This is a genomic window from Nonomuraea terrae (assembly GCF_044465245.1).
In the GTDB taxonomy this organism is placed as follows: Bacteria; Actinomycetota; Actinomycetes; order Streptosporangiales; family Streptosporangiaceae; genus Nonomuraea; species Nonomuraea terrae.
Genome location: NZ_JBITLL010000001.1, coordinates 1,042,349 through 1,067,963 on the forward strand (window position 1 = coordinate 1,042,349; position 25,615 = coordinate 1,067,963).

At 73.0% G+C, this 25,615-nt stretch carries 21 protein-coding genes; 10 read left to right on the plus strand and 11 right to left on the minus strand.

What is annotated here, in order from left to right; genetic code table 11:
- Positions 1–149: 149 nt before the first annotated feature.
- Together ACIBP6_RS04925 and ACIBP6_RS04930 are read left to right on the plus strand one after the other, a co-directional pair.
- Complete coding sequence (locus ACIBP6_RS04925) at positions 150–953, plus strand: universal stress protein (RefSeq protein ID WP_397048835.1); 804 nt, start codon at positions 150–152, stop codon at positions 951–953.
- Positions 950–1,447, plus strand: a complete 498-nt coding sequence (locus ACIBP6_RS04930) for an AAA family ATPase (RefSeq protein ID WP_397048837.1) — start codon at positions 950–952, stop codon at positions 1,445–1,447. Before ACIBP6_RS04925 ends, ACIBP6_RS04930 begins: the two co-directional genes overlap by 4 nt.
- Here the strand turns inward: ACIBP6_RS04930 and ACIBP6_RS04935 are convergent.
- Positions 1,411–2,445 (minus strand): NAD(P)-dependent alcohol dehydrogenase, encoded by a 1,035-nt coding sequence (locus ACIBP6_RS04935; protein WP_397048838.1) that lies wholly within the window; start codon positions 2,443–2,445, stop codon positions 1,411–1,413. The genes ACIBP6_RS04930 and ACIBP6_RS04935 overlap by 37 nt on opposite strands.
- A 97-nt stretch (positions 2,446–2,542) precedes the next feature.
- Here ACIBP6_RS04935 and ACIBP6_RS04940 point away from each other — a divergent pair, with 97 nt between their 5' ends.
- A complete protein-coding gene (locus tag ACIBP6_RS04940; RefSeq protein ID WP_397048840.1) occupies positions 2,543–3,130 on the plus strand; it encodes a TetR family transcriptional regulator in 588 nt (195 codons plus the stop codon).
- 204 nt (positions 3,131–3,334) lie between these two features.
- On the opposite strand, the gene ACIBP6_RS04945 is transcribed toward ACIBP6_RS04940, so the two are convergent.
- From ACIBP6_RS04945 to ACIBP6_RS04965, 5 genes are all read right to left on the minus strand, one after another.
- The gene (locus ACIBP6_RS04945; protein WP_397048841.1) at positions 3,335–4,216 is read right to left on the minus strand and encodes an alpha/beta fold hydrolase; all 882 of its coding nucleotides are present in this window, start codon (positions 4,214–4,216) and stop codon (positions 3,335–3,337) included.
- A 293-nt stretch (positions 4,217–4,509) separates the two neighbouring features.
- A complete protein-coding gene (locus ACIBP6_RS04950) occupies positions 4,510–5,595 on the minus strand; it encodes a hypothetical protein (protein ID WP_397048843.1) in 1,086 nt (361 codons plus the stop codon).
- The gene (locus tag ACIBP6_RS04955) at positions 5,592–7,838 is read right to left on the minus strand and encodes a xanthine dehydrogenase family protein molybdopterin-binding subunit (RefSeq protein ID WP_397048845.1); all 2,247 of its coding nucleotides are present in this window, start codon (positions 7,836–7,838) and stop codon (positions 5,592–5,594) included. The genes ACIBP6_RS04950 and ACIBP6_RS04955 overlap by 4 nt, the downstream gene beginning before the upstream one ends.
- Positions 7,835–8,827 (minus strand): FAD binding domain-containing protein, encoded by a 993-nt coding sequence (locus tag ACIBP6_RS04960; RefSeq protein ID WP_397048847.1) that lies wholly within the window; start codon positions 8,825–8,827, stop codon positions 7,835–7,837. Before ACIBP6_RS04960 ends, ACIBP6_RS04955 begins: the two co-directional genes overlap by 4 nt.
- Complete coding sequence (locus tag ACIBP6_RS04965) at positions 8,824–9,360, minus strand: (2Fe-2S)-binding protein (protein ID WP_397048849.1); 537 nt, start codon at positions 9,358–9,360, stop codon at positions 8,824–8,826. The genes ACIBP6_RS04960 and ACIBP6_RS04965 overlap by 4 nt, the downstream gene beginning before the upstream one ends.
- A gap of 122 nt (positions 9,361–9,482) precedes the next feature.
- Between ACIBP6_RS04965 and ACIBP6_RS04970 the strand changes: the two genes are divergently transcribed.
- Complete coding sequence (locus ACIBP6_RS04970) at positions 9,483–12,275, plus strand: helix-turn-helix transcriptional regulator (RefSeq protein WP_397048850.1); 2,793 nt, start codon at positions 9,483–9,485, stop codon at positions 12,273–12,275.
- 124 nt (positions 12,276–12,399) lie between these two features.
- Positions 12,400–13,230 (plus strand): alpha/beta fold hydrolase, encoded by an 831-nt coding sequence (locus ACIBP6_RS04975; protein WP_397048852.1) that lies wholly within the window; start codon positions 12,400–12,402, stop codon positions 13,228–13,230.
- A gap of 38 nt (positions 13,231–13,268) precedes the next feature.
- Here the strand turns inward: ACIBP6_RS04975 and ACIBP6_RS04980 are convergent, their stop codons facing one another.
- Positions 13,269–15,266: a SpoIIE family protein phosphatase gene (locus ACIBP6_RS04980; protein WP_397048854.1), complete on the minus strand. Its 1,998-nt coding sequence runs from the start codon at positions 15,264–15,266 to the stop codon at positions 13,269–13,271.
- A gap of 158 nt (positions 15,267–15,424) precedes the next feature.
- Between ACIBP6_RS04980 and ACIBP6_RS04985 the strand changes: the two genes are divergently transcribed.
- Positions 15,425–15,913: a MarR family winged helix-turn-helix transcriptional regulator gene (locus ACIBP6_RS04985; protein ID WP_397048856.1), complete on the plus strand. Its 489-nt coding sequence runs from the start codon at positions 15,425–15,427 to the stop codon at positions 15,911–15,913.
- A 71-nt stretch (positions 15,914–15,984) separates the two neighbouring features.
- The gene (locus tag ACIBP6_RS04990; protein WP_397048857.1) at positions 15,985–17,436 is read left to right on the plus strand and encodes an MFS transporter; all 1,452 of its coding nucleotides are present in this window, start codon (positions 15,985–15,987) and stop codon (positions 17,434–17,436) included.
- 67 nt (positions 17,437–17,503) lie between these two features.
- Here the strand turns inward: ACIBP6_RS04990 and ACIBP6_RS04995 are convergent, their stop codons facing one another.
- Positions 17,504–18,394 (minus strand): TIGR03620 family F420-dependent LLM class oxidoreductase, encoded by an 891-nt coding sequence (locus ACIBP6_RS04995; RefSeq protein WP_397048859.1) that lies wholly within the window; start codon positions 18,392–18,394, stop codon positions 17,504–17,506.
- A 122-nt stretch (positions 18,395–18,516) separates the two neighbouring features.
- Positions 18,517–19,203 carry a TetR/AcrR family transcriptional regulator gene (locus ACIBP6_RS05000; protein ID WP_397048861.1) on the minus strand — a complete coding sequence of 229 codons (687 nt, stop codon included), beginning with the start codon at positions 19,201–19,203 and terminating at the stop codon, positions 18,517–18,519.
- Positions 19,204–19,552: 349 nt separating this feature from the next.
- Here ACIBP6_RS05000 and ACIBP6_RS05005 point away from each other — a divergent pair, with 349 nt between their 5' ends.
- Positions 19,553–21,574 (plus strand): SpoIIE family protein phosphatase, encoded by a 2,022-nt coding sequence (locus ACIBP6_RS05005; protein ID WP_397048863.1) that lies wholly within the window; start codon positions 19,553–19,555, stop codon positions 21,572–21,574.
- Positions 21,575–21,578: 4 nt separating this feature from the next.
- On the opposite strand, the gene ACIBP6_RS05010 is transcribed toward ACIBP6_RS05005, so the two are convergent.
- The gene (locus ACIBP6_RS05010) at positions 21,579–21,983 is read right to left on the minus strand and encodes a hypothetical protein (protein WP_397048865.1); all 405 of its coding nucleotides are present in this window, start codon (positions 21,981–21,983) and stop codon (positions 21,579–21,581) included.
- A gap of 722 nt (positions 21,984–22,705) precedes the next feature.
- On the opposite strand from ACIBP6_RS05010, the gene ACIBP6_RS05015 reads away from it, so the two are divergent.
- Positions 22,706–23,161 (plus strand): MarR family winged helix-turn-helix transcriptional regulator, encoded by a 456-nt coding sequence (locus tag ACIBP6_RS05015; protein WP_397048866.1) that lies wholly within the window; start codon positions 22,706–22,708, stop codon positions 23,159–23,161.
- 1 nt (position 23,162) lies between these two features.
- Here ACIBP6_RS05015 and ACIBP6_RS05020 read toward each other — a convergent pair whose 3' ends face one another.
- Positions 23,163–23,615 carry a MarR family winged helix-turn-helix transcriptional regulator gene (locus tag ACIBP6_RS05020; protein WP_397048868.1) on the minus strand — a complete coding sequence of 151 codons (453 nt, stop codon included), beginning with the start codon at positions 23,613–23,615 and terminating at the stop codon, positions 23,163–23,165.
- Positions 23,616–23,755: 140 nt separating this feature from the next.
- Here ACIBP6_RS05020 and ACIBP6_RS05025 point away from each other — a divergent pair, with 140 nt between their 5' ends.
- Positions 23,756–25,606: an MFS transporter gene (locus tag ACIBP6_RS05025; RefSeq protein ID WP_397048870.1), complete on the plus strand. Its 1,851-nt coding sequence runs from the start codon at positions 23,756–23,758 to the stop codon at positions 25,604–25,606.
- Positions 25,607–25,615: the final 9 nt, after the last annotated feature.

Sequence of the window (25,615 nt, forward strand, 5' to 3'; positions counted from 1 at the left end):
GGGGACCTGCCGACCAGACTTCCCGGCGCACCGCCTCCGACGCTAACAGCGATCAACGGGGTGGCGCCAGGGGCCGGGCCTGACCTGCGCGGCGGGCGCCGGCTTTGCGAGGCTGTAAGGGAGCACTTCTCCTCGTGAGGGGGTGGGCGATGTCCAGACGGATCGTGGTCGGCTTCGACGGGTCCGCGCCGGCCGTGGCGGCCGTGGAGTGGGCCGCCGCCGACGCCCGGCGACGCGAGCTCGACCTGTTGATCGTGCACGTGGGCGAGCCCGCGGAAGAGAGCGCCGGCCTGCTGGAGGACGCCGCCGCCCGGGCACACGCTCTGACCGGGGGCGTCGCCGTCACCGCGGAGTCGCGTACCGGGAACGTCGTCGGCGAGCTCATCGCCGCCTCCTCGCAGGCCGACACGCTCGTGGTGGGCAGCCGGGGGCGCGGCGGGTTCGCCGGGATGGTGGCCGGCTCGGTCAGCATGGGCGTGGCCGGGCACGCGCACGCGCCGGTCGTCGTCGTCCGCGGCCCCCGCGTCGTCGAGTACGGCCGGGTCGTCGTCGGCTACGACGGGTCCGAGCAGGCGGAGGCGGCCATGGAGTTCGCCGTCGAGCAGGCCCGATCCCGCCTGGCGCAGCTGCACGTGGTCACGGCCTGGCCGGTGCCGGTGCCGGCCCCGTACGCGCCGGCCTACGACGACCTCATCGAGGAGGCCGTACGCGCGGAGCTGGAGACGGCGCGCGCCCGGGTCCAGCCGTGGCGGGAGCGCAACCCCGGCCTGATCATCACCGACGACCAGCCGCGCGACCACCCCGTGCCGGCCCTGACCCGGATCTCCGAGACGGCCGACCTGGTCGTGGTGGGCTCGCACGGCCGCGGCGGGCTGGCCGCGGCGGTGCTCGGCTCGGTCAGCCACGGCGTGCTGCGCCACGTCTCCTGCCCGGTCGCGGTCGTGCGCGCGTGAGCGAGGTGGCCGTGCTCGTGGGGCTGCAGGCGTCGGGCAAGAGCACGTTCTACCGCCGCCGGATGGCGGAGACGCACGTCCACGTGAGCAAGGACGCCTTCCCCAACGCCCGCCACCGTCAGCGGCGCCAGCTCAGGCTCGTCGCGGAGGCGCTGGAGCAGGGCCGCGACGTCGCCGTGGACAACACCAACCCCTCTCCCGAGGAGTGGAGCCCGCTCGTCGTGCTGGCCAAGGAGCGCGGCGCCCGCGTGGTGGCCTACTGGTTCCCGCCCGACCTGCCCGCCTCCCTGGCCCGGAACCTGCTGCGCCTCGGGCGGTCGCGGGTGCCGGAGGTCGGCGTGCGGGCCACGTTCCGGCGGCTGCGCCGCCCGCGCCGGTCGGACGGGTTCGACGCCGTGCGCACCGTGACCTTCGACGGCAGCGGTGGCTTCACCGTCACGGACGAGGAGCCTGCCGATCAGGACAAGTCCGACAGGTCGAGGACGAACCGGTAGCGGACGTCATTGCGCCGGAGGCGGTCGAACGCCTCGTTCACCTGAGCCGAGGGCAGCAGCTCGATGTCGGCGGTGACGCCGTGCTCGGCGCAGAAGTCCAGCAGGGCGGCGGTCGCGGGCCGGCCGCCGCTGCCCGCCGAGCCGAGCCTCTTGCGCCCGATCAGCAGGTCGGTGGTCTGCACGGTGACCGGGCCGAGGTGACCGACCTGGCTGAGCGTCCCGTCCATGGCGACGAGCCGCAGGTACGGGCCGAGGTCGTGGTCGGCGGAGATGGTGTCGATGACGACGTCGAACCGGTCCCGGGCGTCGGCCAGCCGCGCCGCATCCGTGGACACGAGAAGGTCGTGGGCGCCGAGACGGCGGGCGTCGTCCGCCTTGTCGGGCGATCGGCTGATGACCGTGGTCTCGGCGCCGAGCGCGACGGCGAGCTTGACCGCGAGGTGCCCCAGGCCGCCGAGCCCCGCTACGGCGACGCGGGTGTCCGGCCCCACGCCGAGGGCGCGTAGCGGCTCCCAGACGGTGATCCCGGCGCAGAGCAGCGGGGCCACGCCGGCGGGGTCGAGACCGGCGGGCAGGCGGTAGGCGAACCGGTCGCGGACGACGTACTCGCGGGAGTAGCCGCCCAGGGTGGTCGATCCGTCGTGGCGGTCGGTGCCGCCGTAGGTCAGGGTCGGGAACTCGTGGCAGAAGTTCTCCTGGCCGGCCCGGCACATGGGGCACACGCCGCACGAGTCGACGATGTTGCCGACCGCGACCGGGTCGCCGGGGGCGAAGCCGGTGACGTCCGGGCCGACCTCGGTCACGACCCCGGTGAACTCGTGGCCCGGCACCAGCGCGCCGCCGGGATGGGAGGCCACGGCGTGCAGATCGCTGTGGCAGACGCCGCAGTAGTCCACCCGTACGGCGAGGTCGTCGGGACGCAGGTCGCGCCGTTCGAGGGACGCCCGCCGCAGCGGCGTCGTGGGGCCGTCCGCTCGCCAGCCCACTGTGGTCCTCATGGGGAGACTCCTATAAACAGACTGTTCGGTCTGTTTGACACTAACCTCGCTTCGGACGGCAAGCAAACCGAATGGTCTGTTTGGTAGCCTGGCGGGCATGTTCGACCAGCAGCTGACCTCCCGTGGCGCCGCCACCCGCAAGCGCATCCTGGAGGTGGCGACCCGCGAGTTCGCCGAGCACGGCATCGCCGGGGCACGCATCGAACGCATCGTCGCCGCCGCCCGTACGAACAAGGCGCAGCTCTACGCCTACTTCGGCAGCAAGGAAGGGCTGTTCGACGCGATCTTCTTCGGCTCGCTGGAACGGATCATGAACGTCGTGCCGATCGACGGCACCGACCTCGCCGACTGGGCCGTGCGCCTCTACGACGAATACCTGCGCCGCCCCGACCTCATCCGGCTGGCCACCTGGGCCCGCCTGGAGCGCCGCCCGGCCGGCCATCTCGTCGAGGAGGCCGATCGCCTCGACGACCCCAAGCTGCGCGCCATCGCCGAGGCCCAGGCGGCGGGCATCGTGCGCCCTGGCGACCCGTTCGACGTGATGGCCCTGGTCATCGCGATGTCCATGGCCTGGTCGCCGGTCAGCAACGTCTATGCCGCCAGCACCGACGAGCCCGCCGAGCTGCACGAACGCCGCCGCGCCCTGCTCGGCGAAAGCGTCCGGCGCGCCGTGATGACCGGCTGAGGCGCTGGGCTGGATCCAGGTGACGACGGGCCGCGCCGGACGAGTCGAGCGACTCCAGAACGCCGCAACCCGCGACGGCTCAAACCGGAAGGACGGACCCTTCGCGCGGCTCGTTCCCACCGCCGCCGACGCCCGGCGCCGGGAACGAACGTGGCACCACCCCTGACGGAGTGGTGCCGTTCCCATGGTTCAGCGGGCTGCCGGCTACGCGTTCGCCCGAAGTACGGCCTGGGCGACCTCGTCAGGGTGGGTGATCATCCCTTCATGGGTCAGACCAGGGATGATCTCCGGCTTGAGCCCGAGACGTGCGGCGAACTCGGCTCCCGGTCGCGGCAGGGCCGTGTCGTTCCCGGCGAGCAGATACCGCGCGCGGATCCCGAGATCGGTCACCAGAGGCGCACGCAGGACGTCCAGCATGTAGGCGCCGGGCTGCGGGGTCAGCAGTTCGAGGAGCATGCGCTGGGCCTCCTCCGGGAATCCCGGCAGGAGCAGCGGCTTGACGACATCCTCGAGGCCGGCCGTCCAGGCCCGGCCCGGAGAGGACGAGATGATCTGCTCGATGAGAGCCCGGACCTCCGGCGGGTTCTCCGCCACGGATGACGTGTTGGGCCGGGGAACGTAGGCGCTGAAGTAGACGACCTCGGTGACTTGGTTCCGCAGGCGAGCGGCGGCCCCGGTCGTCGGGTAACCGCCCCAGCTGTGGCAAACCATGATCACGTTCTTGCCGGAGAGCTTCTTGACCTGGCGGACCACATGGTCGATCGCGTCCTCAAGCCGCAACCCGGCGGGATCGTCCTCATAGCCGAGGCCGGGAAGGGTGAGGGCCACCGCGCGACGGCCGGCCGCGCGCAGACGCTTCGCCACCGGCTCCCAGGACCAGGCGCCGTGCCAGGCACCGGGAATCAGGACGTACGTCGGGGATGAATGCCCCGAATGCCCGTTCTCTCCGTGCGTGAGAGCAGTAGCACGCGCCGCGGTGCTGGTCAGCGCCGCGGCCGCGGCCCCGGCGCCGACCCCGCCGAACAGCCCCAGCGCCCGTCGCCGAGAGAGGCCGCCGTCATTCGGTGCTTTGTTCTCAGCTTCCATGTCTCTTTCCCCCTATGTCCGGCATGCCGCGCCATCAGGCCCTCCCTGACGATCATCGAACATGCTGTCCGGACAATATGTACGAAAGAGTATCTTTATGGCTGTTTGTCCCATTCGCCCTTTTGGTGAATTCCGAATGAACTACTGACGGTGGACGGGTGCCACCAGCGCGGTGAGGAGCGGCGCTGCCGTTTCGTGCCGTTCGTGCCAACGGTGCACCGCCGCTTCGCCGGGTGCGGCGCCGCGCGCGTTCGACTCCGTCAGCGTGCGGCCGGCCAGAGGGAGTCGCCGACTCAGGAGGGGGAGCCCGAGGTGAAGGGCCAGCGGCGGGCTATCGCGACGTGCAGGATGACGGCGAGGCCGAGGGCGTTGAGCCCGACGTGGCCGACCCAGTCGTCGGCGGTGGCTCTGTCCCACGCGAGCGTGGCCGCGTACGCCTCCAGCGCGAACGACAGGACGGCGGCGAGCACGATCACGGCGGCGAGGGAGACGACGCGTTCGGCCGCGGGCGGCAGGCGCGACTGCAGCCACCCCTCGAACAGGATCCCGACCACGAGGCCCGCGGCGATGAGCTGCCCCGCCACGGCGGTGATGACGTCCGTGCGCACCTCGCCCGCGACGTGCACGGCCGCGTACGTCAGCAAGGCCCCGCCCACGACGACGACGTTGGCCGACAGGATCCGCACCCACCGCCGGCCGAGCCCGGCGAACGGCCAGCCGCGCCAGACGACGTAGATCCCGACCTGCCAGAGCCCGGTGAGCACGAGCAGCGCCCCCAGCTCCGAGCCGCTCACCAACCCGCCGCGCTCGACCGCGAAGTGCACCACCAGGGCCGCCGCCCAGGCCACCGCCAGCGCGCACGCCCCCGAGGCGATCCTGCCGAGGCGCCGCAGCGGCCAGCCCTCCCAGGCGAAGGTGATCTGCAGCATCGCGACGAAGGCGCCGCCCCCGATCGACATGGTGGCCGGGAACGTGGCCGCATGCCCCGCTCCGGGGGTGGGATCGAAGACGCCGCGCAGGTCGGGCCGGTCGACCACGGCCTGGGCGAGCAGGGTCAGCAGGATCCCGGCGAACGCGATCACCAGCGTGTCGGCCGGTCCCGACCAGCCGGGACGCAGGCTGGAGCCGGGCCAGTCCTCCCACCAGAACGCGATCATCGCCACCACCGGCAGCGAGAACGTGATCAGCGGGCCGAGCACCAGCACCGACCCCTCGGGGCCGCCCACGCCGACGGAGAGCAGGACGGCCACCGGCAGCACGAGCACCAGGCCGATCAGGCCGAGACCCGGCTGGCGGGCGTGCCGCCACAGCTCCGCGTCGAGGTGGGGACGCCGGTGGGCGGTGAGGAGAGGGCGGTCGGGCAGAGGGACGTCGCTCATGAGGACGCGGGCGGGTCCATGACGAGCTCGGCGGCGAGCGGCAGCCGCCGCAGGCGGCGCCCGGTCGCGTGGAAGACCGCGTTGGCCACGGCCGCGGCGGCCCCCACCTGGCCGATCTCGCCCACACCCTTGATCCCGAGCGGCACGACGTCGTCCTCGACCTCGACGAACTCGACGGTGATCTCCGGGATGTCGGCGTTGACCGGCACGAGGTACTCGCCGAGGTTGCTCGCGCCCCAGCGGCCGTGGCGGGTGTCCATCTCGTTGCCTTCGAGCAGCGCCTGGCTCAGACCCCACACCATGCCGCCCACGAGCTGGCTGCGCGCCAGCTTGGGGTTCAGCACCCGTCCCGGCGCGAACACGCCGACCATGCGCCGGACCCGGACCAGGCCGAGATCCGGATCCACGGCGACCTCGGCGAACTGGGCGCCGAAGGTCAGCAGGCCGTGCGGGGTGTCCAGCGGCGGCGGCGTCCAGCTGCCCACCGCCTCGGCGTCCGCCAGCCGGTGGCGGATCATCAGGTCGGCGTAGGACTCCCCGGTCCCTGGCCGGTCGCGCAGCCGCATCCGCCCGTCGGCGACCTCCACGGCCGCCGGATCCGCGCCGTGCAGCGGCGAGGCCGCGTCGGCGACCGCCATCGCGACGAGCCGGTCGCGCAGCGCCGTCGCGGCGGCGTGCACGGCGGCGCTCACCATGCCGGCGCCGGCCGAGCCCACCGCGGCCGAGGTGTTCGGCAGGTCGGTGTCGCCCGCCTCGAACCGTACGGACTCCAGGGGCAGGCCGAGCGCGTCGGCGGCGACCTGCGTGGCCACGGTCAGCACCCCCGTGCCGAACTCCTGGGTGCCGGTCTGCACGACCGCGCTGCCGTCCTCGTACACGCGGGCGCGGGCGCGCTGCTCCGGCATGAAGAACGCCACCGGGTACGCCGCCGCGGCCATCCCGGTGCCGATCAGCCAGTCGCCGTCCCGGCGGACGCGCGGCCTCGGGTCGCGCCCGTGCCAGCCGAACCGCTCCGCGCCGAGGCGCAGGCATTCGGCCAGCCCGTCGCTCGACCAGGGATTGCCGCGCGGGTCGGCGCCGGCGTGGTTGCGCAGCCGCAGCTCCACCGGGTCGACGCCGAGCTCGTACGCGAGCTCGTCCATCGCGGTCTCCAGCGTGAAGACGCCCAGCGTCTCACCGGGCCCGCGGGTGAACGTCGGCGTCATCGTGTTGCCCTGGATCAGACTGTGCACGCCCTCGTAGTGCTCGACGCCGTACAGCTGGGAGGACACCCCGGTCGCCGGCTCCGCCCAGTCGTCGAAGCGGGAGGTGATCGAGAGCTTGTGGTGGCGGATCGCGGTCAGGCGCCCGTCCCGGGTCGCGCCGAGCGAGATCGACTGCTCCTGCTCCTCGCGGTGCCCGTTGGAGGTGTACGTCTGCGCCCGGGTGAGCGCCAGCCGTACGGGCCTGCCGACGTGCCGTGCGGCCATCGCGGCGAGCGTCACGTGCGGCCAGGTCATCGCCTTCGAGCCGAAGCCGCCGCCGACGAAGTGCGTGATGACCCGGACGTGCGACAACGGCAGCCCGAGCAGGTGCGCCACGGTCAGCTGGGTGGCGCGGATGCCCATCGTCGAGTCGTAGAGGGTCAGCCGGCCGTCCTGCCACACCGCCGTGGTGGCCGGCGGCTCGAGCGCGTTGTGGTGGTTGGCGGCGAACCGGTAGCCGGCCTCGACGCGCACCGGCGCCTCGGCCAGCGCCGTCTCGACGTCGCCGCGCTCGTCGCGGCCGGGCATGAGCCCGCCGAACAGCCGCTGCGCCTCGTACACCCGGTCGCGGCCCTCGTCGATGGAGGTGATCGACGGCTCGCGCCGGTAGGTCACGTCCACCAGCGAGGCGGCGTACTGGGCCTGCTCGTGGCTCTCGGCGACGACCAGGGCGACCGGCTGGCCGGCGTAGTGCACGGCCGCGTCCTGCATCGGGAAGAAGCTCTGGCCGGGCGCGGCGGCGCCGAGCAGCGACGGCAGCAGGTGCGGCTGCCCCACGATCTCCGGCAGGTTCTCGTGGGTGAGGACGGCCAGCACGCCGCCCGCGGCGAGCGCGCGGGAGGCGTCCACGGCCTCCACCCGGCCGCTCGGGATCCGCGCTCCCACGACGGCCGCGTACGTCAGGCCGGGCAGGGAGATCTCCGCCGTGTAGCGGGCGCCGCCGGTGACCTTGGCGTGCCCGTCGACCCGGTCGACGGGCCGGCCGATCGCGGTGTTCATCGCATACCTCCCCGCGCGGCCTGGGTCAGGCCGCGGACGATCGCCCGCTGGGCGAGCTCCACCTTGAACGCGTTGTGCCGCCTCGGGACCGCCGCGCTCAGCTCGTACGCGGCCGCGGCGGCGTACGACTCGGCGGTGGCGGGCACCCCGAGCAGGCGCTGCTCGGCGAGGCGGGCGCGCCAGGGCTTGGTGCCGACGCCGCCGAGCGCCACGCGCGCCTCGGTGACGACGCCGTCCTCCACGCGCACCGCCGCGCAGACCGAGACGAGCGCGAACTCGTACGACTGGCGGTCGCGGAACTTCAGGTAGACCGACCGCTCCGCGATGCCGGCCGGCGGCAGGTCGATCGCGGTGATCAGCTCGCCGTGCCGCAGCGGGTTCTCCCGGTCCGGCGTGTCGCCGGGCATCAGGTAGAAGTCGTCGATCGGGATGCGGCGGACGCCGCCCGGCCCGGCCGTGTGCACGACCGCGTCGAAGGCGACGAGGGCGACGGCCACGTCGGACGGGTGGGTGGCGACGCAGTGCTCGCTCGTGCCGAGGATGGCGTGGCCGCGGTTGAGCCCGTCCAGGGCCGAGCAGCCGGTGCCCGGCTCCCGCTTGTTGCACGGCGAGACGCCGTCCCTGAAGTACGCGCAGCGCGTGCGCTGGCACAGGTTGCCGCCCATCGAGGCCATGTTGCGCAGCTGCTGGGAGGCGCCGAGCAGGAGCGCCTGCGCGACGCCCGGGTAGCGGCCGGCGATCGCCGGTGTGCGGGCGACCTCGCTCATGCGGGCCAGGGCGCCGATCCGCACGCCGCCGCCGGGCAGGTCGTCGATGTCGTGCAGAGGCAGGTCGTTGATGTCGACCAGCAGGTCGGGCCGGGCGACCCCGAGGCGGACCAGGTCGATCTCGGTGGTGCCGCCGGCCAGGAAGGCGCCGGCCGGGTCGGCGGCGACGACCTCCACGGCCTCGGCGACCGTGCTGACGCGGGCGTAGCCGAGTGGTCTCATGGGCGCTCCCGCGCGTCGCGTACGTCCTTGATCGCCTGGCGGATGCCCGGGTAGGCGGCGCAGCGGCAGATGTTGCCGCTCATGAACTCGGCGATGTCCTCGTCGGTCTCGGCGTTGCCCTCCTCGATCAGGGCGATGGCCGACATGATCTGACCCGGGGTGCAGTAGCCGCACTGGAAGGCGTCGTGCTCGACGAACGCGCGCTGCATCGGGTGCGGCTCCCCGTCGGCGGCCAGGCCCTCGATCGTGGTGACCTGCCGGCCCTCGCACGCGATCGCCAGGGTCAGGCAGGCGAGCACCCGCCGGCCGTCCACCCAGACCGTGCAGGCGCCGCAGGTGCCCTGGTCGCAGCCCTTCTTGGAGCCGGTCAGGCCCACCCGGTCGCGCAGCGCGTCGAGCAGGCTCACGCGGGGTTCGAGGCCGACCGTGTGGTGCCTACCGTTGATCGTCAGGACGACGGGCTCCTCGGACGGACCGCGCACGGTCGGCGCTTGGTGGCGGGAAGCCGCTTCGGCGGTGAGGTCGATACCCATGGGTCGAAGTCTGTGTGCGATGGTTTCGTGGGGACTTAAGTCAAATGACCACATTTGGTTACTGCATTGGGGATGAGCCGCCGTAACCTGTTCACGTTGCGATCGCGCGGGGGGCGACCGGAATGAACGATGTCGGGGAATATGTTGATCAACGCCTGTCCGGCGAGCTCAAGGGGCTGGTCGGACGGGACACGGAGCTCACGCTCATCCGGGACTTCCTGGAACGCGCCGCGGAGGACGGCGCCGCCCTGGTGTTGTCGGGTGAGCCGGGCGTGGGCAAGACCGTGCTGCTCGAGGCCGCGGCACGCGCCGCGGCGGGGTGCGGCACCCGGGTGCTGCGCGTGGCCGGCGTGGAGTTCGAGGCCGACATCGCGTTCTCGGGGCTGAACCAGCTGCTCTTCCCGGTCTACCAGGACCACGTCGACCGGCTCAGCATGGCGCAGCGCTCCGCGCTGTCGTTAGCGCTGGGCTTCGGCGAGGGCACCATGGCCGACCGCCTCACCGTGTCCACCGCCGCGCTGACGCTGCTGCGGCAGGTGGCCGAGGACTGTCCGCTGCTGATCGTCGTCGACGACCTGCACTGGCTCGACCGCTCCAGCGCGGGGGTGCTGGGGTTCATGGCGCGCCGGCTGGCCGGCAGCCGGGTCGGCCTGATCGCCGCCTCCCGGCTGGGGCCGGACACCTTCTTCGACCGCGGCGGGCTGCCCGAGCACGAGGTGCGCCCGCTCGACGGCGCCGCCGCCGACGGCCTGCTCGGCGTGCGATTCCCCGGCCTGGCCGAGCCCGTGCGGCGGCGGGTGATCGCCGAGGCGCAGGGCAACCCGCTCGTGCTCGTGGAGCTGCCGCAGGTGCTGAGCGACCTGCAGCGCGCCGGAGACGAGGCGCTGCCCGAGGTGCTGCCGCTCAGCCAGCGGCTCCAGACGCTGTTCACCTCCCGCATCGCCGACCTGCCGGCCAGGACGTGCCGGCTGCTGCTGCTCGCGGCCCTCGACAGCACGGGCGACCTGGGCGTGCTGGAGGCGGCGACCGGCGGCTGCCTGGAGGAGCTGGGCCCCGCCGAGCGCGCCGGGCTGGCCGGGGTCGACCTGGCCACCAGGCGGCTGATCTTCCGGCATCCCGTCGTCCGCTCCACGGTGGTGAACTTCTTCACCGAGGCCGAGCGCCGCCGCGCCCGCCGGGCGCTCGCCGACGCCCTGGCCGACCAGCCGGAACGCCAGGCCTGGCAGCTGGCCGACGCCACGATCGGCGCCGACGAGCGGGTGGCCGCGCTGCTCGAACAGGTCTCCCGCCGGGCGCTGCGCTGCGGCGACGCGGCCGGCGCCGTGGCCGCGCTGCTGCGCGCCGCCGACCTCAGCCCGCGCAGCGCCGACCGCAGCCGGCGGCTGGCCGAGGCCGCGTACGTCGGGGCGAACGTGACCGGCGGGCTGCGGGACGTGCCGCGCCTGCTCGTCGACGCGCGCCGGGCCGACCCGGAGCTGGACAGGTCGCTGGAGGCGGCGGTAGCGACCGCGTACCTGCTGATCAACGGGGAGGGCGACGCCGACACGGCGTACCGGCTGCTGATGGGGGCGATCGAGGCGCGCGGCGGCGAGCTCCGCGCCGACGACCACGCGCTGGTGGAGGCGCTGTTCACCATGCTGCTCGTGTGCTTCTCCGCCGGCCCGCGCCCCGAGCTGTGGGAGCCGTTCCAGGCCATCGTCGCCCGGCTGACGCCGCGGCCGCCCGAGGTGCTCGCGGTGTGTACGACGATCTTCGCCGACCCCGCGCACGCCACGCCCGCCACGCTGGCGGAGCTGGACGACCTCATCAGCCGATTCCCGGAGGAGGCCGACCAGGACCGGATCGTGTGGATCGGCCGTTCCGGCTTCTTCTACGACCGGATGCAGTGCTGCCGGGAGGCGCTGTGGCGGGTCGTCCGCGACGGGCGCGACGGCGGTGCGGTCACCTCGGCCATCGGCGCGCTCATCAGCCTCAGCCTCGACGACCTGCTCATCGGCCAGTGGGACGAGTCCGCCCAGCTGGCCGAGGAGGGGCTGCGGCTGTGCCGCCGGCACGGCTACCTGCTGCTGGAGTGGCCGCTCTGGTTCGTCCAGGCGATCCTGGCCGCGCAGCGGGGCGACGAGGAGACCGCGCTGGCGCTGGCCGACAAGATGGTCCGCTGGGGGACGCCCCGTCGCGCGGGCAAGGTACTGTTCTACGCCCGGTACGTGCGCGCCCTGGCGGCGCTCGCCAGGGGAGACGCCGAGGCGGCCTACCAGGACCTGGCCTCCATCAGCCCGCCCGGTGTGCTGGCCCGTTACGTCCCGCTCGTCATGTGGGCCGCTCCGGTGCTCGTCGAGGCGGCGGTCGGCAGCGGCCGGCCCGCCGAGGCCCGCCGGCACGTCGCCGCGATGCGGGAGGCCGGGTTCACCGACATGTCGGCGCGGCTCGCCCTGGCCGTCGAGGGGGCGGCGGCCGTCTCCGCGCCCGCCGCCGAGGCCGGCGCCCGCTTCGAGCGCGCGCTCGCCGTGCCCGGCGCGGAACGCTGGCCGTTCGACCTGGCCAGGATCCGCCTGGCCTACGGGGAGCACTGCCGCCGCACCCGCGCCATCCACCGGGCGCGGATCCAGCTGGCGCAGGCGCTGGAGACGTTCGAACGCCTCGGCGCGCGGCCGTGGGCCGAGCGCGCCCGCAACGAGCTGCGCGCCACGGGCCAGTCGCCGCCGCACGAGGGCCTCACCCCGCAGGAACGGCAGATCGCCCACCTGGCCGCCACCGGCCTGACCAACAAGCAGATCGCGCAGCGCCTGCACCTGTCGCCGCGCACCATCGGCGCCCACCTCTACCGTGTCTTCCCGAAGCTCGGCATCACCTCGCGTGCCGCGCTGCGCGACGCCCTGGGCGATAAGCTGAACAGGGACGACGTCGCGTTCTGAGCGGTGTGGTCGTGGATGCAGTCATTTGACCGATGGGCGGCCCGGCTCGTCCGAGCACCATGAAGCCGTGGCTCAGCGCAGAGCCGCCGACGATCGCCATCCACCGAACGGAGAAGGACCACATATGCCGTACATCAAGGTCGGCGAGGAGAACTCCGGTCCCATCGAGCTCTACTACGAGGACCACGGCTCCGGCAGCCCGGTCATCCTCATCCACGGCTTCCCGCTCAACGGCGCCTCCTGGGAGAAGCAGGTGCCCGCGCTGCTGGACGCCGGACACCGGGTGATCACCTACGACCGGCGCGGGTTCGGCAAGTCCAGCCAGCCGGTCACCGGCTACGACTACGACACCTTCGCCGCCGACCTCAAGGCGCTCATCGACCGGCTCGACCTGCGTGACGTCACCCTCGTCGGGTTCTCCATGGGCAGCGGCGAAGTCGTCCGCTACCTGGGCGCCTACGGCTCCGAGCGGGTGAGCAGGGCCGTGCTGCTGGCGCCGCTGCAGCCGTTCCTGCGCAAGACGGACGACAACCCCGAGGGCGTCGACAGCGGCGTCTTCGAAGGCATCGAGCAGGCCATCGTCGCGGACCGGCCGGCGTTCCTGAAGGCGTTCCTCGACGACTTCTACAACGTCGACACCTTGGGCGGCACCCGGATCAGCGAGCAGGCCTGGCAGCTCAGCTGGAACGTCGCCGTGGGCGCCTCCGCGATCGGCACGCTCAAGTGCGTCGCCACCTGGCTGACCGACTTCCGCGCCGACCTGCCGAAGCTCGACGTGCCGGTGCTGGTGGTGCAGGGCGACGACGACCGCATCCTGCCCATCGACAGCACCGGCAGGCGGCTGCCCGCCCTCATCGCGGGCCTGCGCTACGAGGAGATCCCCGGCGGCCCGCACGCCATCGGCTGGACGCATCCCGACGAGGTCAACGCCGCGCTGCTCGACTTCCTCAAGTAATTCAGGACTCCGGCCGCCGGCGGGGGGCCGGCGGCCGGTCAGCGTGTGCGGGCCACGAGGAGCGCGACGTCGTCCTCGCCGCTGCATGAGCCGCCCATCATGGTGTCGATCACGCTGGTGCACAGCTCCTCCAGCGGGTGCGGCGCCGCGCTCAGGGCGGCTCTCAGCCGTTCCTGACCGGTGCGCGGGTCGCCGCTGTCGCGCTTCTCGACCAGGCCCTCGGTGTGCAGCACGATCAGCGATCCCACGGGCAGCTCCAGGTCGAGGGCCTCGTAGCGGCCGAGGCCGAGCCCGATCGAGGCGCCGGTGTTGAGGCGGGCGAACGTGGCCTCCCCGCCCGGGCAGACGATCGCGGGCGGCGGGTTGGCCGCCGCGGCCACGACGAAGCGGCGGGTGGCCGGGTCGTAGACCGCGTACAGGCAGGCGGCGCTGATGAACAGGTCCGGGTCGGAGTTCTGGAGCGTGGTCAGCTCGTCGAGGTGGGTGAGCAGCTCATCGGGCGGCAGGTCCACGGAGGCCAGTGTGCGGATGGCGGTGCGCATGCGGCCCATCGTGGCCGCGGCGTTGACGCCCCGCCCGCTGACGTCGCCGACGGTCAGGGCGATCCGCCCGCGGGGCAGCGAGATCGCGTCGAACCAGCCGCCTCCGACGCCCTCGTACACGTCGGAGGCGAGGTAACGGGCGGCCAACTCGACGGCGTCGCAGCCCGACAGGCTGCGCGGCAGGAGATGCCGCTGCAGGGCGCGGGCGGTGTCCCGCTCGCGGGTGTAGCGGCGGGCGCTGTCCAGGCTGAGCGCGGCGCGGGCGACGAGCTGCTCGGCGAGCACCAGGTCGTCAGGGGTGAACGGGGCCGGGTTCCGGCTGCGCACGAACACGGTGATGCCCAGGATCTCGCCCCTGGCGAGCACCGGGACGATCATCACGCTGTGCATCCCGGTCTCGCGGGCCAGACGGGCGCGGTCGGGATCGTGGTCGAACCAGGTGCCCGGCGAGAGGTCCAGCTCGGTATCCAGGTGGGAGCGGCCCGAGTACAGGACCTTGGCCTGCGGAGCCGACAGCGGCACGATGACCGGAACCCCCGGCCGCCAGAGCGTCTCCGGCAACGACGTGTGGATGGACGCCATTCCCGCCCGGCGGAAGGCCGGGGTGAGCATCCCCTCCGGCGGGCGCAGCGGCGGCTCCTCGCTCGGCACCACGGCCTCGGAGAGGTCCACCGTGACGTAGTCGGCCAGGGCCGGCATGGCCAGGTCGGCCAGCTCCTGCGCGGTCTTGCAGACGTCCAGCGTGGTGCCGATGCGCCCGCTCGCCTCGATGAGCAGGGCGAGCCGCTTGCGGGCCAGGCTCTGCGTGACGTCGATGGCCAGTGTGCACACGCCGATCGGCTGTCCGTCCACGCCGTCGAGGCGGAAGACCGACATGGACAGCATGCGGTCGCCCTGCCCGTCCACCGCCGGGCGGTGTATCTCGGCGTCGATCACGGGGATGCCGTCGGAGAGCACCCGACGCATCAACGCCCCGCTTCCCACGTCGCCGAACTCCGGCAGGTCGCCGGCTCCGACGCCCAGCAGGAGCGTTTCCATCCGCTGGGCCGGCCCGTTGCACCAGACGCGGCGCAGGTCGCCGTCCCAGATCCACAGGGCCGCGGGCGAGCGGTCGACCAGCGGCTCCAGGACGGAGACGGCGGGATGGGCGCCGGCGGCCGTGTTCGCCGACAGCAGCCATGCGCCCCTGCGCGGCGCTGCGGCCAGCCGATGGCCCTGGACGTGCAGCAGGATCGGGTGGCCGGCGCGATGGCGGATCTCGGCCAGGCCCGACCAGCGGTCGAGGTCGGCGTTCTGACGGGCCCAGGCCGACAACCGCTCGTGGTGGTCGCCGGGAGTGAGCAGCAGCGCGCCGGAACGGCCCACGACGTCGGCGGCGCGGTAGCCGAGCAGCCGCTCGGCGGCTCGCGTCCAGCCGATCAAGGTTCCGTCGGATTCGATGATGGCGATCGCGGGCAGTTCCGCGTCATGCCCGGTGGTGTCAGGTACGCCCATGTCTCCCTCTTCCTGATGGGGAGCGCGTCATCATCCTGCGATGCGACGCTACGCCATAGTGGACATAACGGTCAATCATTCATAAAAAGGGCATCTTTCTCCGTGGGTAGTTCCTTCGCGGATAATCCGCCCCGGGACCATCGGGGTAGGCTGGAGGCATGACGGCGATGGCTCCCGCGCGTACCGAAACCGACCTGTCCTTCCTGCTCGACCACACCAGCCATGTGCTGCGCACCCAGATGACGGCGGCGCTGGCCGAGATCGGGCTCACGCCCCGGATGCACTGCGTGCTGGTGCATGCCCTGGAGGGGGAGCGCACCCAGATCCAGCTCGCCGAGCTGGGCGACATGGACAAGACCACCATGGTGGTGACCGTCGACGCGCTGGAGAAGGCCGGCTACGCCGAGCGCCGGCCGTCCAGCACCGACCGGCGGGCGCGGATCATCGCGGTGACCGAAGCGGGGGCGCGGATCGCCCGCCGCAGTCAGGAGATCGTCGACGGCGTGCACCGCGCCGCGCTGGGGTCGCTGCCCGGCGACGAGCGCGAGGTGCTCGTCCGCGCCCTGAACCGCCTGGTCGGCGGCCATCTCGCCACTCCCGTCGAGGGTGCGCAGCCGGCCCGCCGGGCGCGGGAGCGCACGAAGTAGATCCGAAAAATATCGTCTATAACGGAACCATCTGCTACGGTCTCTCTTGTCGACTTGAGACGGGAGAGACCATGTCGTACGTACGGAGCTCGCGCTGGACAGCACTCGCCGTGCTGTCCGCGACGGGACTGATGACGATCCTGGACGGCAGCATCGTGACGGTGGCCATGCCCGCCATCCAGCAGGACCTCGGCTTCTCGGCCGCCGGGCTGAGCTGGATCGTCAACGCCTACCTGATCCCCTTCGGCGGGTTGCTGCTGCTGGCCGGGCGGCTCGGCGACCTGATCGGCCGCCGCACGATGTTCCTGACCGGGAACGTCGTCTTCACGGCCGCCTCGCTGCTGGCGGGCGCGGCCACCGGCCCCGGCATGCTGATCGCCGCCCGCCTCCTGCAGGGCGTGGGCAGCGCGCTGGCCTCCGCGGTCGTGCTGGGCATCCTCGTGACGCTGTTCACCGACCCCGTGGAGCGGGGCAAGGCGATCGCGATCTTCAGCTTCACCGGCGCGGCCGGCGCCTCGATCGGCCAGGTGCTGGGCGGGCTGCTCACCGACGCGCTCAGCTGGCCGTGGATCTTCTTCATCAACGTGCCGATCGGGGCGGTCACCATCGCGCTCGCGCTGCGGGGGCTGCCCGGGGACCGGGGGATCGGACTGTCGGGCGGCGCGGACGTCGCCGGGGCGGTGCTGGTCACCGCCGGTCTGATGCTCGGCATCTACACGGTCGTCCAGGTCGAGGAGCACGGCTGGCTGTCCGGGCGCACGCTGGGGCTGGGCGCGGTGTCACTGGTGCTGCTGGCGGCGTTCGTCGCCCGGCAGGCCACCGCGGCGACCCCGCTCATGCCGCTGCGCATCCTGGGCTCCCGCAACGTGGCCGGGGCGAACCTCGCCCAGATGCTGACCCTGTCGGGGATGTTCGCCTTCCAGGTGCTCGTCGCCCTCTACATGCAGCGGGTGCTCGGCTACGGCGCCCTGGAGACCGGGCTGGCGATGTTGCCGGCCGCGCTGCTCATCGGCTCGATCTCGTTGTTCGCCTCGGCCCGGCTGAGCGCCCGTTTCGGCGCCCGTGCCGTCCTGATGACCGGCCTGGCGCTGCTCGTCACGGCGATGCTGCTGCTCACCCGGGTCACCCCGGACGCCGGGTACGTCACCCACCTGCTCCCGCCGATGGTGCTCATCGCGGGCGGCGGCCTGGTGCTGCCGGCGCTGGCCGCACTCGGCATGTCGGGAGCGCGGGAGAGCGACGCCGGCCTGGCCTCGGGGCTGTTCAACACCACCCAGCAGGTCGGCATGGCGATCGGCGTGGCCGTGCTGTCCACGATGGCCGCCTCGCGTACCGGGGAGCTGCTGGCCGCAGGAGCCGGTGAGCCGGCCGCGCTGACCGGCGGCTACCGCCTGGCCTTCGCCATCGCCGCCGGCCTCCTGACCGCGGCCTTCGCGGTGGCCCTGTTCGTCCTCCGCCGCCCCGCGCCCCGGGACCCCGCCGCCGCCGCCGGCGACGGCAGGCTCGCCGAGGTGACCTCCTGACGCGCCGGACACACCGCGACGCCCGGCACACCATCGGTGCGCCGGGCGTCGCCGCGTGTCCGGGAGATCAGGAGAGGGAGAGCGCGGCGGCCAGCTCTCGCCACTCGGCGCGGGGCAGGGCGCTGTCCTGCGGGCCGCCGTCCACCACGACCTGCACGGTCACGTGGTCGGCGCCGGCCTTCAGGTGCTCCTCGATCCGCGCCGCGGCCCGTTCGGCGCCGCCCAGCGAGCACAGCGCCTCCACCAGCCGGTCGCTCCCGCCGTCGGCCAGATCGGACTCCTCGAAGCCGTGCCGCAGCAGGTTGTCGGTGTAGTTGGGCAGCCCCAGGTACGGCTCGATCACCGCGCGTGCCCGCGCCCTGGCCCGCTCCAGGTCGGTGTCGAGGACGACCTTCACCTCCGGCGCCAGCAGCGCCTGCGGGCCCATGACGGAACGCGCGTACGCCGTGTGCTCGGCCGTCACCAGGTACGGGTGCGCCCCCAGCGACCGCTCGGCGGCCAGCGCGAGCATCTTCGGCCCGAGCGCCGCGATCAGCCGCCGCTCCCGGCCCACCGGCACCGGCGCGGCGTCGAGCTCGTCGAGGTAACGCACCATGTTCGAGTACGGCTTGGCGTACTTCGGCGTCACGATCGCGTGGCTGGCCCCGAGCCCCAGCACGAACCTGCCCGGCGACTCCTCCTCCAGCGCGGCGACCTGCTCGGCCGCCTCCTGCGCGGTGAAGTCCCAGATGCTCAGGATCCCGGTGGCGACGGTGACGCGCTCGGTGGCCCGCGTCACGGCCGCGGCGTCGGCGATCGACGGACTGCCGCCCAGCCAGACCGTCCCGTACCCCAGCTCCTCCAGCTCGGCGACGGCCTCGGCGATCTCGGCGCGCCGCGCCTCGCCGGCCGTCGTGCTGCGCAGCGCCCAGGTCCAGATCCCTACCCGCCCGAACGACTCCCGTGTCACAGCGTCCATGTCCTGACCACACTCCCTTTCCTGCCCAGTGGGATGGTGCGCCGGCCGCCCCGCCCTCCAGCCCCGGGATGATCCGCACCAGACCCGCATCGTAAGCGATCAAGGGCCGCGGGGCGCCGCCCTCAGGAGTTGTTGGCGATGCGGTCGAGCCATTCGGCGAGCAGGGCGCGTTCGGTGGCGGTCAGGGGGATGTCGGCGGTGCCGCGCAGCGTCTCGCACAGAGCGGCGGCCCGGCCGGCGGCCGTGCGGTCGGGCGGCGGGGGCCCGCCGGTCGAGATCGTACGCAGGGCCTGCTCGCGGGCGGTCGGCGACAGGCCGGGGTCGCGCGCGTCGGGCGGCACCGACAGCAGTGTGAGCACGACCCCCATGCCGGTGGCGTGGAAGAGGTACGTGGCCCGGTCGACGCTCATGCGCAGCCGGCCGGCCTCTCCGACGCGGGCGATGCGCTGCCGCAGCCTGGCCATGATCTCCCGCCGCGTCGGAGAGTCCTTCGTCGGCCCGCCGTCGCCGAACGTGAGCGTGTAGAAGGCGGGCCGGGACAGGCCGAAGTCGACGTGTATGTTCCAGAGCCGGCGCAGGTCGTCGACCGGGTCGTCGGTCTCGGGGAGCGCCTGCTTGCTCGCCAGGTACTCGCGCAGGCCGTGGGCGGCGACCGCTTCGAGCAGGCCGTCCTTGTCGCCGAACAGCCGGTAGAGGGTCGGCGCCTGAACGCCGACCGCGGCACACACGGCCCGGGTGGAGACAGCCTCGCGGCCGCCGCTCGCCAGCAGCTTCGCCGCCGCGAAGAGCAACCTCTCGCGGGTCGTCATGGTAGCGATCATATCGATTCGGATGGTAGCGCTGTAACGGTACATTTGGTAACATACCCGGCGTTAGCGTCGGTATGCCGCGAACGGGGGTTCATGCGGCGCGACATGACATCGGGGGTGTGTCTTCGTGGGATCTCAGGCGCGCACAGGGCCGGCGATGTTCCGGCGGACCGGGCGCGGCGCGCGGCTCACGTAGGCACGGCGCGGAGAGGCGCATCCGGCAGCGTACGAGGAGGGCGGCGACGCTCTCCTCGTCGCGTTCCCCGGTGTCGATCCGGCCGTCCCGTGAGACGGCCGCATGACAGAGATCGACGCGATGTTTTCTCCATAAGTACGGATGGATACTGATATGTCCGCAACTCCGCCCGTCAGGTGTGGAGCGGCCCCGGCGACCGCCGTCATCGACATCGACGGCACCGTGATCGCCTGGACGCGAGCGGCCGAGCGGCTCCTCGGCTACCGCGCGTCCGACGTCGTGGGCCGCTCCGGGGCCGTCCTGCTCACCCCGAGCGACCACCGCGAGCGGCTGTCGGCCTGGACCCGGCAGTACGGCCACCTCGACCGCTGGTCGGGCCTGGCCGAGGCCCGCCACAGCGCCGGCCACCCGGTCATGCTGCATCTCCAGGGCCACCGGCTCACCACCCTGGAGGGCAGGCCCACCTGGGTGCTGTCGGCACGGCCGGCGTCCATGGACCCCACCGCCGGCTCGGTGGTGGAGCCGCTGATCCAGCGCTCTCCGGTGGCGATGTGGATCTGGGACCGCGAGCTGCGCTGCGTCTGGCGCAACGTACGGGCGTGGGCCCTGCGGGAGGGTTCGCTCACGACCCCGGCCGCGGACTGCGCGCCGGCGCGCGGCAACGAGCAGATCCACCGCGTGCTGCGCAAGGTGCTCGCCGACGGCGTTCCCGTGGTCGACAACGAGGTGCCCTGGCCCTCGTCGGACGGGCTCGGGCAGCGCACCCTGTCGGTCTCGTTCTTCCGCCTCGAAGGCGTGGACGGGCACCCGGTCGGCGTCTGCTCGCTGGCCATCGACATCACACAGAGCCTGGCCCGCGAGCGGCTGGCCATGGTCGTGGAGGCGAGCGCGCGCATCGGCACCTCGCTCGACGTCAGGCAGACCGCCCAGGAGCTGGCCGAGTTCGCCGTGCCGGAGCTGGCCGACTACGCCGCGGTGGACCTCGTCGAGTCGATGCTGCCGGAGGAGGTCCCGCTGGAGCGCTTGGGCGGCATGGACCTGAACGTCCCCGTCTTCCGCCGCGCGGGCGCGGCCTCGATCTCCCCGGGACTGCCCGAATCGCCCTGGGACCGGGGCGAGGCGGTGTTCGTGCCGCCGGACTCCCCGTGGACGCGGGTCCTGTCGTCGGGACACGCCCACTTCGAGCCCGAGCTGGACACCTCGCCGGGCACCTGGCTCGACCATGACCCCGCCCGTGCCAGGACGGTGTACGACGCCGGAATGCACAGCCTGATGATCGTCCCGCTCCGGGCACGCGGGGAGACGCTCGGGGTGACCGCGTTCGTCCGCAGCCGCAACCCGGCGCCGTTCACCCGCGACGACCTGGTGCTGGCCGAGGAGCTCGTCGTTCGCGCCGCGCTCAGCCTGGACAGCGCCCGCCGCTACACGCGCGAGCGCACCGCCGCGCTCGCCCTGCAGCGCAACCTGCTGCCGCGCCGGCTCTCCGGCGGCGGCGCCCTCGACGTGGCCTACCGCTACCTGCCCTCCGGCGCCCACGGAGGAGTCGGAGGCGACTGGTACGACACGATCCCGCTGAGCGGCGGCCGGATCGCCCTGGTCGTCGGCGACGTGACCGGGCACGGCATCAACGCCGCGGCCACCATGGGCCGGGTCCGCACCGCCGTCCGCACGCTCGCCTACATGGACATGCCGCCCGGCGAGCTGCTCACCCAGCTGGACAACCTGATCTCACGGCTGCACGAGCAGGACGTCGGCGCCGACGGCGCCCCGCTCCCCATCCTGGGCTCCACCTGCCTGTACGCGGTCTACGACCCCGCCACCCGGCGCTGCACCATGGCCACGGCCGGGCATCCACCGCCCGCGGTCGTCGGCCCCGACGGCCGGGTCACGTTCCCCGCCGGGCCCACCGGCCCGCCGGTCGGGCTGAACCTGGAGGCCACGCACGAGTCCTTCGACGTCGAGCTGCCCGCCGGCGCTCTGGTCACCCTCTACACCGACGGCCTGATCGAGCGGCGCGAGGACGACCTCGACGCGGGCATGGTCCGCCTGCGCACCGCCCTGGCCGGCTGCGCCGATCTCCCGCTGGAACGCCTGTGCACCAGCGTGATCGACATCATGGTCGGCGGGCGCGCGGCGGAGGACGACGTCGCGCTGCTGGTGGCCCGCACCCGCTGAGCCGCTACTCCGCCCGCCCGGCGCGCGTCCTGCGGGCGTACTGGGTCGCGGGCTCGCCGCCGGCCACGACGCGCCGCACGAGCGCCCCCTTGACCAGCTCCACCACGGCGTTGCGGGCGGCCCGCACCCCGCTTTCGCCGAGGTGCTCCAGCCTCTCGCCCACGAGGTCCATGTACGCGGTGAGCAGCCGCACCTCGGGCTCGTCCTGCGAGCCGACGATCGCCCTGGGCCCGACGAGCCCCCGCAGCTCCTCTCCCGGCTGGGTCAGCACCTTGGTCAGCGTCCCGGGGCCGATGGCGAGGTCCCACGGCGTGTCGTTCAGGCGGATGGCGAACCTCGCCGGGCCCGACGTCGGCGGATTCGCGCAGCCGGCGGTTGGCGGACATCGAGGAGCCCGTCCGTACCACATGCACGACCACCTGGTCGTGCATGTGCCGGAAGCGGCCTCACGTGCCGCCGGCGATGGAGTTCCTCGACGGCGAGACACCTTCGTCGCGGGCCCCGGCGACGTCGTCCTCGTCCCGAGCAACACCCGCCACAGGTTCACGAACGTCGGTCCGCACACCGCCCGGCTGCTCTTCCTCTACACCCCGGGCGGGGCCGAGGGCCTGTTCGTGGAAGGCGGGGACGAGCCGGAGCCCGGCGTGCGCGTGGAGCCGGGGGGCCCGAGCGCAGCACGCCCCGCGTCCTCGGACTGGCCCAGAAGTACGGCCACGTCCTCACCTGACGAGCCGGGCACGTGGCGGCGCGTGACCGGCTCTCTCCGTCGCCGGAGTGGGGAGCCTGGTCACGCGCCGGAAGAGGCAGGTTCCGACGGTGCGGAACCACCCGAGTGTCGCAGGAACGGGTAGCCGGCCTCTCTCCATCCAGACAACCATCCCGCCGCCGCTCCTCCGTACGCGCGGGTGGGCCCCACGTTCATGGGACCGGCAGGCCCACCCGTGCCTTCGCGCCCGTGAGATGGCTGCCACCGCGGCCATGATCGTCTCCCGGCGTGCGCCGGCCTCGTCCCGGCCCGCCTGGGGATCCGCGCCGGCATCGCAGGCCTGAGCAGTGGTATGCGCGCTCCCTATAGTGTGTTCGATACACACGATATGTACGATGCATGCCCGAGCGGGAGGGAGACCGTCCATGGACTCGTCCACACGCTCGATCGAGTACGAGACCATGCTGCTCGGCCGGCACCGCGCCCTGACCGCGCCCCGGCTCCGCGATGACGGCGGCCACCTGGAGCGCAGCGCGTACATCCTGCTGAGCCGCCTGGAGCTGACGGGCCCGATGTCGATCGGGCAGCTCAGCGACGCCTTCCAGCTCGACCCCTCCACACTCAACCGGCAGACCTCCGCGATGCTGCGCGCGGGCCTGGTCGAGCGCATCCCCGACCCGGAGGGCGGCATCGCCCGCAAGTTCCGCGTCACCGCGGAGGGCGAGCACCGGCTGCGCGTGGAGCGCGAGCAGAACGTCCGGAGCCTGGAGAAGGTGCTGGCCGACTGGCCGCACGAAGACGTCGCCGCGTTCGCCGCCTACCTCAGGCGGTTCAACTCCGACATCGAGCGGCTGGAAGGGCGTACCTGGCCGCGCCCGTGAGTCATGGGCGGGGCCAGCGCAGCCCGGAGATGTCCTCGATGCTGCCGTTGAAGCGCTTGAGGTAGCCCGCGAAGGCCGCGGCGTCCTCGGGGGGCCAGTCGGCGAGCACACGTTCCAGGCCGCGTAGGATGCGTTCGCGCTCCTCCAGCAGGCGGCGTTCACCCTCGGGGGAGACCTGGAACTTCCTGGCCAGCCCGCCGTCGGGGTCGGGGATGCGATCCACCAGCCCCGCGCAGTGCGCGGCGGTGATCTGCCGGTGGATCGTCGACCTGGCCACCCCGAACGCCTCGCTGAGCTGCCCGATCGACATCGCTCCCTCGGCGCGCAGGCGGCTGAGCAGGACGTACGCGCTGCGCTCCAGGCGTCCGCCGTCCACGGCCAGGTCGCGATGCCGGCAGAGCAGCATGGTCTCGTACTCGATCTGGCGGGGCAGCGACATGGGGGTCTCTCTCATCCGGGATGCAGACGATGTGTATCGTGCACTCGTTGTGCATGAAACATAACATGTGTATGGTGCAATCGGCATAAACGGTACGAAGGGGACATCTGGTGCATTCTGCGCCCAGTGCACGGTCTGGCGGCGGGATCGTCAGTGTGCTCGCGGTGGCCGGCATCGCCGGCTCACTCATGCAGACCTTGGTGGTGCCGCTGGTCGGCGAGCTGCCACACCTGCTCAACGCCTCGGCGGCCGACACCTCCTGGGTGCTCACCGCGACGCTGCTCGTGGGTGCGGTCGCCACCCCCGTGATCGGCAAGCTCGGCGACATGTACGGCAAGCGGCGCATGATGCTCGTCTGCTCCATCCCGCTCGTCGCCGGGTCGGTGGTGTGCGCGCTGGGCGGCTCGCTGATCCCGATGATCGTCGGCCGCGGCCTGCAGGGCCTGGGCGTGGGCATGATCCCGCTCGGCGTCAGCGCGCTGCGCGACCTGCTGCCGCCCCAGCGCGTCGGCCCGGCCATCGCGCTGATGAGCTCCTCCATGGGCATCGGCGGCGCGCTCGGGCTGCCCATCTCCGCGGCCGTCGCCGAGTACGCCGACTGGCGCATCCTGTTCTGGGGCTCGGCCGTGCTGAGCGCGCTGGTCGCCGTGCTGATCTGGCTGCTCGTGCCGGCCACGCCCGCGCGTGAGCAAGCAGGCCGCCTCGACCTGCTCGGGGCGCTCGGCCTGGGGGCGGCGCTGGTCAGCCTGCTGCTGGGCGTCTCCAAGGGCGCCGACTGGGGCTGGGGGAGCGGCACCACCCTCGCGCTGCTCGGCGCCGCGGTGGTGATCGCGCTGCTGTGGGCGCTGTGGGAGCTGCGCGTCCGCGACCCGCTGGTGGACCTGCGGCTCACCGCCCGTCCACAGGTGCTGCTCACCAACCTGGCCTCGATCCTGGTCGGCTTCGCCATGTACGCGCAGTCGCTCGTCCTCATGCAGATCCTGCAGCTGCCCGCCGCGACCGGTTACGGGCTGGGCCAGTCGATGCTGGCGGCCGGCCTGTGGCTGGCGCCGTCCGGTCTGATGATGATGGCCGTCTCCTCCTTCGGCGCCCGGCTGTCGGCCGCCCGCGGCCCGAAGACGAGCCTGTTCGCCGGCGCGCTGGTCATCGCCGTCGGTTACGGCGCCGCGCTCGCCCTGATGGACTGGTCCTGGGGCCTGATGATCGCCGCCGCCGTCGGCAGCATGGGCGTCGGCCTGGCGTACGGCGCGATGCCCGCGCTGATCATGAGCGCGGTGCCCAAGACGGAGACCGCCTCCGCCAACAGCTTCAACACCCTGATGCGCTCCATCGGCACATCCGTGTCGGCCGCCGTGGTCGGCGTCGTGCTGGCTCAGATGACCATCACGATGGGCGGTCGCACGCTGCCGTCGGAGTCGGGGTTCCGTACGGCCCTGCTGATCGGCTGCGCCGTCGCCCTGGCGGCCGCGCTGGTCACCCTGACGCTGCCGAAGCCGAGGGCGGAGGCGGACCAGGCCGAGCCCGCGTCCGCCCCCGTGCCCGCCCCTGTCACTGTCCCTGCCCCTGTCTCCGCCCCTGTCTCCGCCCCTGTCTCCGCCCCTGTCTCCGCCCCTGTCTCCGCCCCTGTCTCCGCCCCTGTCTCCGTCCCCGCCTTCGCGGAGCCCGCCTCGACGATCGTCCCGGCCGCGGTCGTGCGGATCCCGGGAGCCGACGCGGTCGTGCAGATCCCGAAGATCGCGCACGAGGAGCTCGGCCCCTGGGAGGACGCGTTCCGCACCCACGACACCACCTCCGCCCCCGCGGCCTCGCCCCGCCCGGAGCCGCTCCGGCCGCAGAACGGCGGCGGGCCGGCCGCCGACGAGCTGGCGCGGCTGCGTCAGGAGAACGCCGGCCTGCGCCGCCGCAACGCCGAGCTGGAGCAGGAGAACGCGAGGCTGCGCGGGGAGCTGGACCTGCTCCTGCAGAGCGCGGGCGCCTGGCTGAAGAACCTGACGGCGGAGCGGTGACGGCCCCGG